12 protein-coding genes are annotated in these 14,271 nt (G+C 68.2%); 3 read left to right on the forward strand and 9 right to left on the reverse strand.

The features are described from left to right. Positions 1 to 110: 110 nt before the first annotated feature. Genes AB4Y91_RS08435 through AB4Y91_RS08445 form a run of 3 tightly spaced genes read right to left on the reverse strand, consistent with a single transcriptional unit; the run spans position 111 to position 2,157 of the window. Complete coding sequence (locus tag AB4Y91_RS08435) at positions 111 to 512, reverse strand: cupin domain-containing protein (protein WP_441418036.1); 402 nt, start codon at positions 510 to 512, stop codon at positions 111 to 113. A gap of 8 nt (positions 513 to 520) precedes the next feature. Further along, positions 521 to 853 (reverse strand): carboxymuconolactone decarboxylase family protein, encoded by a 333-nt coding sequence (locus AB4Y91_RS08440; RefSeq protein WP_441418037.1) that lies wholly within the window; start codon positions 851 to 853, stop codon positions 521 to 523. A gap of 56 nt (positions 854 to 909) precedes the next feature. Further along, entirely contained in the window at positions 910 to 2,157 is a 1,248-nt protein-coding gene (locus tag AB4Y91_RS08445) for an MFS transporter (protein ID WP_441418038.1), read from the reverse strand. Positions 2,158 to 2,307: 150 nt separating this feature from the next. Between AB4Y91_RS08445 and AB4Y91_RS08450 the strand changes: the two genes are divergently transcribed. Beyond that, positions 2,308 to 3,195 (forward strand): helix-turn-helix transcriptional regulator, encoded by an 888-nt coding sequence (locus AB4Y91_RS08450; RefSeq protein WP_441418039.1) that lies wholly within the window; start codon positions 2,308 to 2,310, stop codon positions 3,193 to 3,195. A gap of 24 nt (positions 3,196 to 3,219) precedes the next feature. On the opposite strand, the gene AB4Y91_RS08455 is transcribed toward AB4Y91_RS08450, so the two are convergent. After that, a complete protein-coding gene (locus tag AB4Y91_RS08455) occupies positions 3,220 to 4,107 on the reverse strand; it encodes a glycerophosphodiester phosphodiesterase (RefSeq protein WP_441418040.1) in 888 nt (295 codons plus the stop codon). Positions 4,108 to 4,157: 50 nt separating this feature from the next. Between AB4Y91_RS08455 and AB4Y91_RS08460 the strand changes: the two genes are divergently transcribed. Both AB4Y91_RS08460 and AB4Y91_RS08465 read left to right on the forward strand, forming a co-directional pair. After that, positions 4,158 to 5,468: a DUF445 domain-containing protein gene (locus AB4Y91_RS08460; RefSeq protein ID WP_441418041.1), complete on the forward strand. Its 1,311-nt coding sequence runs from the start codon at positions 4,158 to 4,160 to the stop codon at positions 5,466 to 5,468. Positions 5,469 to 5,473: 5 nt separating this feature from the next. Beyond that, on the forward strand, positions 5,474 to 6,073 hold the full coding sequence (locus AB4Y91_RS08465) for a GNAT family N-acetyltransferase (protein WP_441418042.1): 600 nt from the start codon (positions 5,474 to 5,476) through the stop codon (positions 6,071 to 6,073). Here the strand turns inward: AB4Y91_RS08465 and AB4Y91_RS08470 are convergent. The 5 genes from AB4Y91_RS08470 to AB4Y91_RS08490 all read right to left on the reverse strand — a co-directional run bounded on the left by AB4Y91_RS08470 (position 6,048) and on the right by AB4Y91_RS08490 (position 14,195). Next, positions 6,048 to 7,271, reverse strand: coding sequence for an MFS transporter (locus tag AB4Y91_RS08470; protein ID WP_441418043.1), 1,224 nt, complete (start codon positions 7,269 to 7,271; stop codon positions 6,048 to 6,050). The genes AB4Y91_RS08465 and AB4Y91_RS08470 overlap by 26 nt on opposite strands. A gap of 66 nt (positions 7,272 to 7,337) precedes the next feature. Then, the gene (narI, locus tag AB4Y91_RS08475; RefSeq protein ID WP_441418044.1) at positions 7,338 to 8,171 is read right to left on the reverse strand and encodes a respiratory nitrate reductase subunit gamma; all 834 of its coding nucleotides are present in this window, start codon (positions 8,169 to 8,171) and stop codon (positions 7,338 to 7,340) included. A 2-nt stretch (positions 8,172 to 8,173) separates the two neighbouring features. Further along, positions 8,174 to 8,794 (reverse strand): nitrate reductase molybdenum cofactor assembly chaperone, encoded by a 621-nt coding sequence (narJ, locus tag AB4Y91_RS08480; protein WP_441418045.1) that lies wholly within the window; start codon positions 8,792 to 8,794, stop codon positions 8,174 to 8,176. Beyond that, positions 8,791 to 10,485, reverse strand: coding sequence for a nitrate reductase subunit beta (gene narH / locus AB4Y91_RS08485; RefSeq protein ID WP_441418046.1), 1,695 nt, complete (start codon positions 10,483 to 10,485; stop codon positions 8,791 to 8,793). The genes narJ and narH overlap by 4 nt, the downstream gene beginning before the upstream one ends. Beyond that, a complete protein-coding gene (locus AB4Y91_RS08490; RefSeq protein ID WP_441418047.1) occupies positions 10,485 to 14,195 on the reverse strand; it encodes a nitrate reductase subunit alpha in 3,711 nt (1,236 codons plus the stop codon). The genes narH and AB4Y91_RS08490 overlap by 1 nt, the downstream gene beginning before the upstream one ends. Positions 14,196 to 14,271: the final 76 nt, after the last annotated feature.

Below are 14,271 nucleotides of genomic sequence, written 5' to 3' on the forward strand. Positions count from 1 at the left end.
GGGCACCACCAGTGGCTCCAGCTGGAGCGGCAATTAAGTGTCGCTGGCCGCTGGCCGTGAGCCTCCTGGCTGCAGTTCTTTGTCATACGCCTGCGCCCTGCAGTGCGCTGTTAGTTGCCGTTGTACTCGTCGTCGGTGATGTGCTCACCCCAGGTCGTGGTGGCGGCGGGGTCTTCGCCGTTCTGCAGCATGGCGATGTGTTCCATGAAGCAGCCGGGGGCGGCAGCATGCCAATGCTCCTCGCCGGGTGGGGTGTAAAGCGTCTGGCCGGGGTGGGCTTCGATGATCTTGCCGTCGCGGCCGCCGAAGCGGGCGACGCCGTGGGTGACCCGAAGGTATTGGCCGTGCTCGTGGGAGTGCCAGGCGGTGCGGGCTCCGGGGGCGAAGCGGACGGTTGCGACGACCATCGTCTGGCCTGGCTCATGGGGCAGAGCGATCGGGTCGAGCCAGACGTCGCCGGCGAATTGTGCGGACGGGTTTTTCGAGGTGGGCACGGCGGGTTCGATGTTCATGATTTTCCTTAGTTGTTGTCGGTGAAAAGTTGCTTGGCGACGCCCATCGCAGCCATGCCCTTGGGCCAGCCGGCGTAGAGCGTGATGTGGGTGATGGCTTCGATGAGCTCTTCCTGAGTCACGCCGTTCTCCAGGGCGCGGCCGAGGTGGAAGGCCAGCTGCTCTGTGTTTCCCCCGGCGGCGAGCACGGCAACGGTGATGAGGCTGCGGTCCCGCGCGGAGAGTTCAGGCCGGTTCCAAACGTCCTCGAAAAGCACGTCGTCGGTGAGTGCAGCGAGCTTCGGAGCGAAGTCACCGAACATTTTCCGGCCGCCGCCGATCTGCTTGGGTTGGTCAGTCATGATGTTCCTTCTTTCGGTGCGGTGTACGGGACGAGTCGGCGGGGCCGCCGGCATGGCTAGAGGCGGCCGGGGAAAGCGCTGCGGCGCCCGTAGATGGTCAGCATGAGCGCGGCCAGGCCGGCGGCGATCATCACGTCCGCCAGCACGAGGCCGCTATCGCTCGTCAGCAGGGCGGCGCCGAGGATGCCGGCGGTGAAGATGGCGAGGTTGAACGCCACCGGCAGGAATGAGTTCGCGACGTCGGAGTCCGCGCCTCCGGCGGTGGTCAGGGCGGCTTGGAGCTGGGCGGCGGCCCCGCCGAAGGTGCTCCCCCACAGGACGGTCGCGGCGATGATCGCCGGGGCCGATGTGTGGCCGAGCAGCAGCACCACCGCAGCCGAGATGAACAGGGCGACGCTTCCGTGCAGGAGCGGGCGGGGGTGTTTGTCGAGGAGGGCTCCGGTGATGATGATGCCGGCGATCGAGGAGATCCCGAAGATGAAGAGTTCGACGTCGACGGTGAGGCTGGTGCCGGTGGCCCGCAGGTACGGGGCGATGTAGGTGTAGATGGTGTTGTGGGCCAGCATCCAGGTGAAGATGACGGCCAGGATCACGGCGATGCCGGGGATGCGGAACACCCGGACCAGTGGAAGCCGGGAGGTGCCAGGCTGCCCGCCGGCATCGGGGGCGATGACAGCAATGAATACACCGGCGATGATGGCCACCGCGGTGAGTCCGGCGAAGGCCCACCGCCAGTCGAAGGCCGTTCCGAGCCAAGACCCCAGCGGTGTGCCGAGCGCGAATCCGACGGGCGCCCCTACCGAGACGATCGCCAGAGACAGGCCTGCCCGGGATGGCGGGCTGATCTTCCGGCCGTAGGCGGCCAGCATCCCCCAGATGATTCCCGAGAATGCGCCGGCGACGAAACGCGACGCCAGCGACAGGGTCACGTCGCTGGAGAGGGCCGTGGCGCTGTTGGCCAGGATGAGGCCGAGGAGCGCGCCGAGGAGCAACGGCTTGCGCCGCATGCCCCGGGTGAGGGTGATGGCGGGGATCGTGATGATCACCGTGCCGAGGGCGTAGGCGCTGACGAACAGTCCGACGGTGCCTTCGCTGGTCCCCATTCCGCCGGCGATAGACGGCAAGAGGCCGGCCGGCATGGTCTCCATCGCAACGAGGACGAAGCCGATAACGGCCAGCACAGCCAGGGTGGCGAGCGGCAGTCGTTTCTGATGTTTAGTAGCTGCCGGGTCAGTAGCTGCCGGGTCAGTAGCTGCCGGGTCAATGGCTGCCGGGTTCGACGCCGGGAGGGTGGTGGTGTCCATATGCTCTCCTAGCCCGCAGGGGAAGCGGACGGGTCATGTGCTGGGGATCTTCATCCAGTCAACAGGTGATGCACTCCGCGTGGGAGTCACTGTTGAGGGGTGTACCGGGAGGGCGCCCCTTGTTCAATCGCACCGATTTATCCTTGAAGCATGGATAACCGGGCTGAAGTGCGTGAGTTCCTGATGTCGCGGCGCGCACGCCTCACCCCGGAAGAAGCCGGGCTCGTAGCCGGCGGAAATCGGCGCGTGGCTGGGCTGCGGCGCAGCGAGGTGGCACTCCTCGCCGACGTCAGCGTGGAGTACTACGCCAAGCTAGAGCGCGGTTCGATCGCGGGTGCGTCCTCGTCCGTGCTCGATTCCCTTGCCCGCGCCCTCCGCCTCGACGACGCCGAACGTGCCCACCTTTTCGACCTCGCCCGGGCGGCAGACGGCATTCCCGTCTCCGGCAGGCCCCGGAAACGTGCCGCCACCCAGGCCAGCGCGCGACTGAGCCTGCAGTGGGCCCTGGAAGCGATCACCGAGGGCGTCGCCTTCGTCCGCGATCCGTACCAGAACCTGCTGGCGACCAACGCCTTGGGGCGGGCCTTCTACTCCCCGCTGATCGGAGACGGCGGCCGCCTGCCGAACCTCGCCCGGTTCCAGTTTCTCGACCCCGTTTCCCGGGACTTCTACCCCGACTGGGAGCTGTTCAGCGAGATGTGCGTCGGCATCATGCGTGCCGAGGCGGGCCGCGACCCCCACGACCGCACCATGCAGGACCTCGTCGGAGAACTCTCGACCCGAAGCGAGACCTTCCGTGCCCTCTGGGGTGCGCACAACGTACGCACCCATGGCTCCGGAACTAAACGCTTCCTTCATCCCGTGGCCGGTGAACTTACCCTGGCCTACGAAGAACTCGCCATCACCGCAGAGGCTGGTCTCGTCCTGATGGTCTACACCGCAGAGCCCGGTTCCCCCTCTGCAGAACGGCTCCGCCTCCTGGCAAGCTGGGGTGCAAGCGAGGACACGCCCGCGGAACAGCACCGGACCACCAGCTGACAGGCACCGGCACGCAGCAATGCCCTAGAGCGGGGCGAGCAGCTGGGCGCGGACCTCGGCGGGCCGGTTGGTGGTGATCTCGTGGATGCCCAGTTCACGGCAGAGGTCGACGTCGTCCGCCGAGTCCACGGTCCAGACCCGGAAGCGGCGGCCCGATTCGAGCCAGCGCCGGACGGTGCGGGAGTGTCCGCGCACGTAGCCGATGCCGGGCCCGGCCAGGCCCACCTCGCAGTCGTCCAGGATCCGCTCCCCCTCGGTCTGCGCAGCTTTCATGACGTTGGCGAGGGCGCCGCCGGTGATCGCCCCGAGGCCGAGTTCTTCGCGGATTTCCTCCACGTTCACGTCGTCCACGAGCTGGCAGATGGCCGCGGCGGGCACGCTCTGGAGCAGGTGCTTCACCGAGTCGGGGCTGAAGCTCATGAATGAGACCCGGATGTTGTCCAGCATCGAGGTGGCCCGGTCCCAGCCCTCGGACTCGAGGACAGCCAGGACCCGGTCCTCGAGCTTGAGCTGGTAGGGGCTGGGGTGCTTGAGTTCGATCGCCAGGCCGATCTCGCGGCCGGCCAGGCGCAGGATATCGAGCAGTTCGGGGAGGGTCAGGAACTGCTCGGACCGGGCGCCGTACTCCTCGGGAATCCGGGCGCCCTTCCAGGAGCAGAAGTCCAGCAGCCGCAGCTCCGCCAGGGTGTGGTCCGCGACCGGGCCGGTGCCGTCCGAGGTGCGGTCCAGGTTGGCGTCGTGCAGCAGCACCGCGTGCTGGTCGCGGGTCAGGTGGATGTCGCATTCGACGCCGTCGGCGCCGTCGGCGATCGCCTGCAAATAGGCGGCACGGGTGTGCTCGGCGAAGGCTCCGCTGGCGCCCCGGTGGGCGTAGACCAGCGGGCGGGCGGCGGCGGACTCCTCGGTATTCATGCTGACACGTTAGCGGACGTCGGTTACGGATGCGCGGCTAGGCTGGGCACATGCAGGTGAACACTGAACGACCCGCCCGTCCCGCCGTCCCCCCGGCCGGCGTCGAACACCGACTCTCCGCCGCGGACGCAGAAAAGGCCGCGGCGCTGCGGAAGATGAAGCTGCTGGCGGTGTCGCTGCTGATCGGCATGGCCGTCATTTTCGTGCTCGCCTTCGCCCTGCAGAAGCAGTACCCGTGGCTTGAGTACGTCCGGGCAGCGGCCGAGGGCGGCATGGTGGGCGCCCTCGCGGACTGGTTCGCGGTGACGGCCCTGTTCAAGTACCCGCTGGGCCTGAAGATCCCGCACACCGCGATCATCCCGCGGCGCAAGGACCAGATCGGGGCGTCGCTGGGCGAATTCGTGGAGACCAACTTCCTCTCCGAACAGGTGGTGAAGGAGAAACTGGCCAGCGTTGACATTGCGCGCAAGGTCGGCGGCTGGCTGTCCGGGCCCGGTGGAGCCGAGCGGGTGGCCAAGGAAGGTGCCGCCGTGATCCGCGGCGCCTTCACGGTGCTGAACGACGACGACGTCCAGGCCGTCATCGAGGGCATGGTCCGCCGGCACCTGCTGGCTCCGCCCTGGGGACCGCCGGTGGGCCGGCTCGCCCAGCGCGTGTTCGACGACGGCCACCACCACGCTCTCGTGGACCTGCTCGTGGACCGTACGGTGGACTGGGTGCGGGACAACCACGAAACGGTCAACCGGCTGGTCACGGACCGTTCCCCCACCTGGGTGCCTACGTTCGTGGACGGGCTCGTAGGCGACAAGGTCTACGTGGAGATCCTGAAATTCACCCGGGCCGTGCAGGCCGATCCGCAACACCAGGTCCGGCTCTCCATCGACAAATACCTCAAAGAACTGGCCCAGGACCTGCAGCACGATCCGGTCATGATCGCCCGCGCCGAGGGCGTCAAAGCGCAGGTGCTGGGCGACCCGGAGGTCCGCGAACTCGCCTCCCGCACCTGGGGCACGGTCAAGGCCGCACTGCTGGCCGCCGTCGACGATCCGCACAGCGAACTGACAGTGAAGTTCAAGGCCGCCGTGCACGACTTCGGCACCCGGCTGGTGGTCGACCCCGAGCTGGCCGGCAAGGTGAACACCTGGATCGGCGACGCCGCCGGGTACCTGGTGAACAACTACCGCTCGGACATTGCCGGCGTGATCACCGATACCGTGGCCCGCTGGGATGCCGAGGAGACCTCGCAGAAGATCGAACTCCAGGTGGGCAAGGACCTGCAGTTCATCCGGATCAACGGCACCGTCGTGGGCGCCCTCGCCGGGCTGGCCATCTTTACCGCCGCGCACCTCGTCTTCGGCTGACCCGGATGGATCCGGCACAGACACCCCGCCCGGAGGCCGCCTTCGAAACCGGCCGGTTGCTGCTGCGGCCATTGCGCGTGTCCGACGCCGCGGTCCAGCACGAGCTCTGGACCGAACGCGACCCCCGCGTCCCGCCGCATCGCCGCATCAGTCCCGACGGCCACCCCACGCTGGAGGAAATCGCCGACGGGATCCGTCGGGACGACGGGCTCCCCTTCCCGGGGCTGCTGGCGGCGGAGCAAAAAAGTTCGGGGCAGGTCATCGGCTACTGCGGGCTGATTCCCAATCGGCACGGGCAGGACGGGGAGCCGGAACTCGCGTTCGAGTTCCTACGAAGGGTCTGGGGGCGGGGGTTGGCGAGCGAGGCCTCCCGGGCCGTCCTGCAGCAGGCGCAGGCAGCCGGTTACCCCCTGCCTTTGGGCCACCGTCCGCGATTGGAACACCCCGTCACGCCGCGTCCTGGCCAAACTTGGCTTCGTCGAAACCGGCCGGGTGGACCTGGACGACGTGCACGGCGACTCCCTCTTCACCCGGAAGACGCTCTGAGCCCACCGGTCAGCTCGGCGGCCCGCTTGGCCGTCAGGCGTGCGCGACTGTGGCCTTGACGCGGCCATGCATGGCGAAGACCGTGAACGCCAGCGCCGCGAGCGCCGTGACCACGAGCAGCATCAGCCCGATCGAGTAGCTGCGGGTCGCGGCGTCGTAGGTGGCTCCCATCACCAGCGGCGGGAAGTAGCCGCCCAGGCCGCCGGCGGCGCTGACCACCCCGCTGATGCTGCCGACCTTGCCGGCCGGGGCAAGCACCCCGACCCAGGCGAAGACGCCGCCGGTGCCCAGCCCCAGGGCGGCCGCCATGGCGACGAACGTCAGGCCGGCGGGCACATCGCCGTCGGGCTGCAGGTTCACCACCCAGGCGAGCACGGCGACGCCGGCGAGCGAGACCACCACCACGGGCTTGGGGCCGAACCGGTCCGCGAGCACTCCCCCGATGGGCCGGGCCAGCACGGCGGCCAAGGCGAAGCCGGCGGTACGCGCGCCGGCGGCGCTCGGGTCGAAGCTGTAGATGTCCCGCAGGTACGTCGGCAGGTAGGTCGCGAAGGACACAAATCCGCCGAATACGACGGCGTAGAGGAAACACATCTTCCAGGTGACCGGGGTTTTTGCGGCGTCGAGCAGCTTGGGCATGACCGGCGCGTCCTGGCGGCTCCACGCCGGGGACTCCTTCATCAGGAACCAGACCAGCGCGGCCATGACGGCCAGGACTCCGGCGATCAGCAGGTGCGTCGGAAAGTAACCGATCCAGGCGACCAGCCGCGGGTTCAGGAACGCGGCCAGGGCGGTGCCGCCCATCCCGGCACCAAACACCCCGGTGGCGAAGCCGCGCCGTGACGGTTCGTACCAAGCGCTGACGAAGGGGATGCCGACGGCGAACACGGTGCCGGCCACCCCGAGCAGCAGCCCGGAGCCGAGCACCAGCGCGAAGGAGCGGATGGTGCCCCCGACGGCCACCAGCAGGATCGGGACAATGGCCGCCAGCAGCACGAAGCTGAAGAGGGCGCGGCCGCCGTACTTGTCTGTCAGGGCGCCGACGACGATCCTGCCCAGCGAGCCGACGAACACCGGCATGGCGACGAGGATGCCCGTGGTGGCGGGGTTGAGCTGGAGGTTCTGGGTGTAGAAGGCCCCGAGCGTGGCCACGGAATTCCAGGCCCAAAAACCGGCCACCGAGGCCGCGGTGGCGAGCACCAGGTTGAGCGTCTGGCCTGCCGGCGCGGTTGCGGACGGGGTCGCTGCTCCGGCCACGGAGGTCTCCTTTCGGTTCGGGAAGGGTTCGGGAAGGCTTCGGGAAGCTGCGGCATAGCCGGCACCTCAGCGGTTGCGGGTGTCCCGGTCGCGGGTCCCGACGGCGGACCAGCCGCGGCGGGCGGCGGTGCCGGAGGACCGCGTGGCGGCCGCGCCGGCCCGGCTGCCGTCCCGGTCCCGGTCGCGGGAGCGGTAAACGATGTACGGCCGGAAGAGATAGTGGAACGGCGCCGTGAACGCATGGACCAGGCGGGTGAAGGGCCAGATGACGAACAGCGCCATGCCCACCAGGGTGTGCAGGTGGAAGGAGAAGGGCGCCGCCGCCATCGCCGCGATGTCGGGTTGGAAGATGAACAGCGAGCGGAACCACGGCGCCACGGTTTCGCGGTAGTTGTGCCCGTGTTCGCCCTCGAAGACGCTCGCCAGGGTGGTCCAGAGCCCGAACACGATCGCGCCGGTGAGCACGACGTACATGGTTTTGTCGTTCCTGGTGGTGGCCATGAAGACCGGACCGGTGGTGCGGCGCCGGTAGATCAGCAGGATGATGCCGCCCAGGGTCCCCACCCCGGCGATGCCGCCAACCAGGAGGGCGTTGAAATGGTAGAACTCCTGGCTCATGCCCACGGCCTGGGTCCACGCCATCGGAATGACCAGGCCGAAGAAGTGCCCCGCGATCACGGCGAGCAGGCCGAAGTGGAACAACGGCGAGGCGATCCGCAGCAGCCGGGATTCGTAGAGCTGGGAGGACCGCGTGGTCCAGCCGAACTGGTCGTACTTGTAGCGCCAGATGAGGCCGCCCACCAGCACAACGACCATGACGTAGGGCAGTACGCCCCAGAGCACGATGTCCAAGGCGGAGATTTCGACGGCGGATCCGGGCTCGGCCTCTAATGCCAGCATGGTCAGGCCCCCTTCACGGGCAACAGTCGCGGATCATACGGGTCCAAACCCACCGCCTCGGTGGGCGGCCCGTAGCCGGCCATCCGCATCACGGCCTGCTCATCCGCGGGTGATTTCCCGGGCAGGGTGGCGCAGACGGCCCGCAGGATCCGGGCGTGTGGGAGGTCGTCCCGGAGCAGGCCAAAGCGCAGCATCTCCAAGCTGGCCCGGAACCGGCTCAGCAGCTCGCGGCCGGCCGCCAGGTCCACCAGCGCGGCGTATTCCAGCACCATCGGGAGGTAGTCGGGCAGTTCACCGTGGGTGTCCACCAGGATGTCGCTTTGCCGGTAGGTCTTCTTGAAGTTCCCCAGCACTTCGCCGCGGCGCCGGGTGTCTCCGTCGGTCCAGTAGGACAGGTGCAGGGCGTGGCGCTTGCCGAGGTCGAACTCGCGCACATAGTGGGCCTGCAGCTCCAGCGGCGGGGTGGCGTCCAGCCGGTCCAGCACCTCGGCGAAGTCCGCCCCGGCGCCGGGAAACTCGGCCAGCGCGGCCCGCATCAGCGGCACCCGCCCGATCAGTTCCTCGTCCGGGTAGGACAGGCACCAGGCCGCGGCGAGGTAGACGACCTGTTCGCGGCGGCTCACGGCTGGTCCTCCGCCGCCGCCAGGGTGCCCGGTTCGGGCCGCTTGTCCGGGAACAGCCCGGCCGGCGCTCCCGTGCCGTCCCAGTTCAGCAGGTTCACCCGTCCGCGCAGCGTCGTTTCGCCGGGTGCGGCGCCGGAGGTTTGCCGGTCCCGGAGGGCGTTGAAGGTCTCCACCGCCACCGGGACGGGCCTGCCGCTGGCCTCGCCAAACGGCGAGGAGTCCTGCATGCCCGGGCCGCCCTCAAAATCCAGCGAGCAGCCCATTTCCTCGAGGTCGTGGGCCTGCTCCACGTGTGCCTTGGGGATCACGTAGCGCTCCTCGTACTTCGCGATCGCCATCAGCCGGTACATCTCGTACATGGTCTGGCTGTCCATCCCCACGGCTTCCGGGATGGAGTCGTCCGGGTCGTTGCCGAGGCTGATGCCCCGCATGAAGGAGCGCATCGCGGCGAGCTTCTTTAGCACCGCGGTGACCCGGTCCGCGTCGCCGGCGGTGAAGAGTTCGGCGAGGTATTCCACCGGGATGCGCAACGCGTCGATGGCGCCGAACAGGTTGCCGGCGTCCTCGCCGTCGTGGCCCTGGTCCCGCAGCAGGTCCACCACGGGTGAGAGCGGCGGGACGTACCAGACCATCGGCATGGTCCGGTATTCGGGGTGCAGCGGCAGGGCGACCTTGTAGACCTTGGCCAGGGCGTAGACCGGCGAGCGCCGGGCCGCGTCGATCCAGTCTTCCGGGATGCCCTGGGCCCGCGCCTCGGCCTGCACGGCGGGGTCGCTGGGGTCCAGCAGCACGTCCATCTGCGCGTCGTAGAGCTCCTGCGGGTCCGTCACGGCGGCCGCCGCGGTGACGGCGTCGGCGTCGTACAAAAACAGCCCCAGGTACCGCAGCCGGCCCACGCAGGTCTCCGAGCAGACCGTCGGGAGTCCTACCTCCACCCGCGGGTAGCAGAAGGTGCACTTCTCGGCCTTGCCGGTCTTGTGGTTGAAGTAGATTTTCTTGTACGGGCAGCCGGTGACGCATTGCCGCCAGCCGCGGCACTTGTCCTGGTCCACCAGCACAATCCCGTCCTCCACCCGCTTGTAGATCGCGCCGGAGGGGCAGGAGGCCATGCAGGACGGGTTCAGGCAGTGCTCGCAGATCCGCGGCAGGTAGAACATGAAGGTCTGCTCGTAGGCGAACTTGATCTTGTCCTCGGATTCGCGCCGGACCTTTTCCACGATCGGATCCAGGTGCCCGTTCTCCGTGGAGCCGCCCAGGTCATCGTCCCAGTTCGCGGACCAGGTGATCTTGGTGTCCTCGCCGGTGATCAGGGACTTTGGCCGCGCCACCGGGAAGTCGTCGCCCAGCGGTGCGTCCACGAGGGTCTTGTAGTCATAGGTCCACGGCTCGTAGTAGTCCTTGAGCTCGGGCTGGACCGGGCTGGCGAAGATCCCCAGGAGCTTCTTGACCCGGCCACCGGCCTTGAGCACGAGCTTGCCGCGTTTGTTCAGCACCCAGCCGCCGTGCCACCTCTCCTGGTCCTCGTAGCGGCGCGGATACCCCTGCCCGGGGCGGGTTTCGACATTGTTGAACCAAACGTATTCGGTGCCCGCACGGTTCGTCCACGCCTGTTTGCAGGTCACGGAGCAGGTGTGGCAGCCGATGCATTTGTCCAGGTTCATGACCATGCCCATTTGGGCCATGACACGCATCAGTACTGCACCTCCTGGGAGCGACGGCGGACGGTGGCCACCATGTCGCGCTGGTTTCCGGTGGGGCCAAGGTAGTTGAACGCGTAGGCCAGCTGGGCGTAGCCGCCGATCAGGTGCGAGGGTTTGACCAGCAGCCGGGTCACGGAGTTGTGGATACCGCCGCGCCGCCCGGTGGCCTCGGACTTCGGCACGTCGATGGTGCGTTCCTGGGCGTGGTGGACGTAGACGACGCCGGCCGGCATCCGATGGCTGACGATCGCGCGGGCCACCAGGACGCCGTTGATGTTCACGCACTCCACCCAGTCGTTGTCCTTGACCTCGATGGCGTCCGCGTCGGCCGGGCTCATCCAGACCGTGGGTCCGCCGCGGGAGAGCGAGAGCATCAGCAGGTTGTCCTGGTATTCGGAGTGGATGGACCATTTCGAGTGCGGCGTCAGGTAGCGGACCACCACCTCCATGGACCCGTCCCGGCCGAGTTTGGGTTCGCCGAAGAGCCGGTGCATGTCCAGCGGCGGCCGGTAGATCGGCAGCGCTTCACCGATGTCCAGCATCCAGTCGTGGTCCAGGAAGAAGTGCATCCGGCCGGTCAGGGTGTGCCACGGCTTGAGCCGCTCCACGTTGATGGTGAACGGTGCGTAGCGCCGGCCGCCGGTCTCGGAGCCGGACCATTCCGGCGAGGTGATCACCGGGACCGGGCCGGCCTGGGTCTGCGCGAAGGTGATGAACTTTTCCTCGGACCCCTCGGACAGGTCCGCCAGTTTCCGGCCGGTGCGGACTTCCAGGTCCTTGAAGCCCTGCACGGACAGGGCGCCGTTGGTGGTGCCGGAGAAAGCCAGGATCGCCTCGGCCATCTTCGCGTCGGTGTCGATCGCGAGGCGGCCGTCCGCGGCGCCGCCGAGCATCACCCCGTTGGACCGGCTCAGCCGCTCCAACGGCCCTGCCAGTTTGTAGGTGACGTTTTTGACCGTGAAGCCCAGTTTGTCGGCCAGCGGACCGACGGCGGCCAGCTTGTCCGCGATGGCGGTGTAGTCGCGTTCCACCACGGAGAAGATGGGCATGTTCTGTCCCGGCACGGCGGGGATGGACGCGTGCCGCCAGTCGCGGACTATCCCGCCGGGCTGGGCGAGCTGGCCGGGGGTGTCGTGCTGCAGCGGCACACTGACCAGGTCCCGGCGGACCCCCAAGTGCGTCCTGGCCTGCCGGGAAAACTCCTGGGCCAGCAGGTGGAAGGTGTCGAAGTCCGTCTTGGTCTCCCACGGCGGGTCGATCGCGGGGGTGAAGGCATGCACGAAGGGGTGCATGTCGGTGGAGGACAGGTCGTGTTTCTCGTACCAGGTGGCGGCCGGGAACACGACGTCGGAGAGCAGCGTGGTGGAGGTCATCCGGAAGTCCGCGGAGACCAGCAGGTCCAGTTTTCCTTCCGGCGCCTGCTCGTGCCATTTCACGTCCCGCGGCTTGAGGCCTTCCGCGTGGTCCTTGCCGAGCACGTTGTTGTGGGTGCCCAGCAGGTTGCGCAGGAAGTATTCGTTGCCCTTGGCCGAGGAGCCGAACAGGTTGGAGCGCCACAGCACGAGGGTCCGCGGCCAGTTTTCCGGGGCGTCCACGTCCTCGATCGCCGGGTTCAGGGTGCGGTTTTTCAGTGCGTCGGCGATGTAGCCCGGGGTGTCTTTCGCGGTGCCGGCGGCGACGGCGGCTTCCGCCTCGTCCGCGATGTCCAGCGGGTTACGGTCGAACTGCGGGTAGAACGGCATCCAGCCGAGTCGCGCGGACTGGGCCATCGCGTCCGCGGTGTGCATGCCATCCAGGGCTCCGGTGGACAGCGGAGACTTCAGCGCGTCGGCGGAGTAGCCGTCCTGCCGCCACTGGTCCGTGTGCATGTACCAGTAGCCGGTGCCGATCATGGTCCGCGGCGGCCGGGACCAGTCCAGCGCGTTCGCCAGCGACACCCAGCCGGTGGCGGGGCGGGTCTTCTCCTGGCCCACGTAGTGCGCCCAGCCGCCGCCGTTGCGGCCCATGCAGCCGGTCAGCATGACCAGGGCCAGCACGGCCCGGTAGGTGGTGTCGCCGTGGAACCACTGGCAGATGCCGGCGCCCATGATGATCATGGACCGGCCCTTGGACTGCTCCGCGTTGCGGGCGAACTCCCGGGCCACCCGGATGCAGGCCTGCGCCGGGACGGAGGTGATCTCCTCCTGCCAGGCCGGGGTGTAGGGCGTCGCGGCGTCGTCGTAGCCGGCCGCCCAGTCCCCCGGCAGACCCTCGCGGCCCACGCCGTACTGGGCCAGCATCAGGTCGAACACGGTGGTGACCAACTGGCCCTCCACCTCGAGGACGGGCACGCCGCGTCGGAGCACGCTGCCCTCGCGGCCGGCGTCCTCGAAGCATGGCAGCAGGATCTCGGCGTTTTCAGCGGAGACCTCCCGCAGCGACAGCGCCGGCTCGATGCCCTCGAGGTCCAGGTTCCATTTGCCCTCGCCGCTGCCGGAATAGCGGAACCCCATCGAGCCGTTAGGGACAACGGGCAGGCCGGTCTTCTTGTCGAACAGCACGGTCCGGAACGCCGCGTCCTCAGCCAACGACTCGGCTTTGAGGTCCCTGGCGGTGAGGAACTTGGACGGGGTGAGGGTGCCGTCGTCGCGCCGTTCCAGCCGGACGAGGAACGGCAGGTCGGTGTACTGCCGGACATAATCGGAGAAGAACGGCACGTCGCGCTCAACGAAGAACTCCCTGAGCATGACGTGCCCCATCGCCATCGCCAGGGCGGCGTCGGTGCCGGCCTGGGCGGGCAGCCATTCGTCGGCAAACTTCGTGTTGTCCGCGTAGTCCGGGCTGACCGTGACCACCTTGGTTCCGCGGTACCGCACCTCGGCCATCCAGTGCGCATCCGGGGTCCGGGTCACGGGGACGTTGGAGCCCCACATCATCAGGTAGCGCGCGTCCCACCAGTCGCCGGATTCCGGGACGTCGGTCTGGTCGCCGAAAACCTGCGGGCTGGCCACCGGCAGGTCGGCGTACCAGTCGTAAAAGGACGTCATCACCCCGCCGATGAGCTGGATGAAACGGGTGCCGACGGCATGCGAGACCATCGACATGGCGGGGATCGGGGAGAAACCGGCGCAGCGGTCCGGCCCGTAGTTCTTGATCGTGTTGACGTGCGCGGCGGCCGCGATCTCGATCGCTTCCTGCCAGGAGACACGGACCAGGCCGCCCTTGCCGCGGGCCTGCTGGTAGCGGCGGCGCCGCTCCGGGTCCCCCACGACGTCGGCGAAGGCGAGCACCGGGTCGCCCAGCCGGGCCTTGGCCTCGCGGTACATCTCCACCAGCACACCCCGGGCGTAGGGAAAGCGGACCCGGGTGGGCGAGTAGGTGTACCAGGAGAAGGCGGCTCCGCGCGGGCAGCCGCGCGGCTCGTATTCGGGACTGTCAGGGCCCACCGAAGGGTAGTCGGTCTGCTGGGATTCCCAGGTGATGATGCCGTCCTTGACGTACACCTTCCAGGAGCAGGAGCCGGTGCAGTTCACCCCGTGGGTGGAGCGGACCACCTTGTCGTGGCTCCAGCGGTCCCGGTAGAAGATGTCGCCCTTGCGGCCGCCTTCCCGGAACACCGCCCTGCCGTCCTCGGTCTGGTCCCATTTCGTGAAAAAGCGGCCAAGCTTCAACATTGCGTCCGAGGCGGGTCCATCCAACCCCGCGGGGCCTCCGGCAGTCATGCCCCCAAAGCTATGGGGCACCCTGCTCCCCCGATAGGGCCCTACGGCACTAGTGTCACAACCGCCACTTTAGTCT

The organism is Arthrobacter sp. YAF16 (assembly GCF_052113385.1).
Taxonomy (GTDB): domain Bacteria; phylum Actinomycetota; class Actinomycetes; order Actinomycetales; family Micrococcaceae; genus Arthrobacter.

What these genes read in the sequence shown, in the direction of transcription:
- AB4Y91_RS08435 (WP_441418036.1), bottom strand. Translation starts at nt 512, where the DNA reads ATGAACATCGAACCCGCCGTGCCCACCTCGAAAAACCCGTCCGCACAA.
- AB4Y91_RS08440 (WP_441418037.1), bottom strand. Translation starts at nt 853, where the DNA reads ATGACTGACCAACCCAAGCAGATCGGCGGCGGCCGGAAAATGTTCGGT.
- AB4Y91_RS08445 (WP_441418038.1), bottom strand. Translation starts at nt 2,157, where the DNA reads ATGGACACCACCACCCTCCCGGCGTCGAACCCGGCAGCCATTGACCCG.
- AB4Y91_RS08450 (WP_441418039.1), top strand. Translation starts at nt 2,308, where the DNA reads ATGGATAACCGGGCTGAAGTGCGTGAGTTCCTGATGTCGCGGCGCGCA.
- AB4Y91_RS08455 (WP_441418040.1), bottom strand. Translation starts at nt 4,107, where the DNA reads ATGAATACCGAGGAGTCCGCCGCCGCCCGCCCGCTGGTCTACGCCCAC.
- AB4Y91_RS08460 (WP_441418041.1), top strand. Translation starts at nt 4,158, where the DNA reads ATGCAGGTGAACACTGAACGACCCGCCCGTCCCGCCGTCCCCCCGGCC.
- AB4Y91_RS08465 (WP_441418042.1), top strand. Translation starts at nt 5,474, where the DNA reads ATGGATCCGGCACAGACACCCCGCCCGGAGGCCGCCTTCGAAACCGGC.
- narI (WP_441418044.1), bottom strand. Translation starts at nt 8,171, where the DNA reads ATGCTGGCATTAGAGGCCGAGCCCGGATCCGCCGTCGAAATCTCCGCC.
- narH (WP_441418046.1), bottom strand. Translation starts at nt 10,485, where the DNA reads ATGCGTGTCATGGCCCAAATGGGCATGGTCATGAACCTGGACAAATGC.
- AB4Y91_RS08490 (WP_441418047.1), bottom strand. Translation starts at nt 14,195, where the DNA reads ATGACTGCCGGAGGCCCCGCGGGGTTGGATGGACCCGCCTCGGACGCA.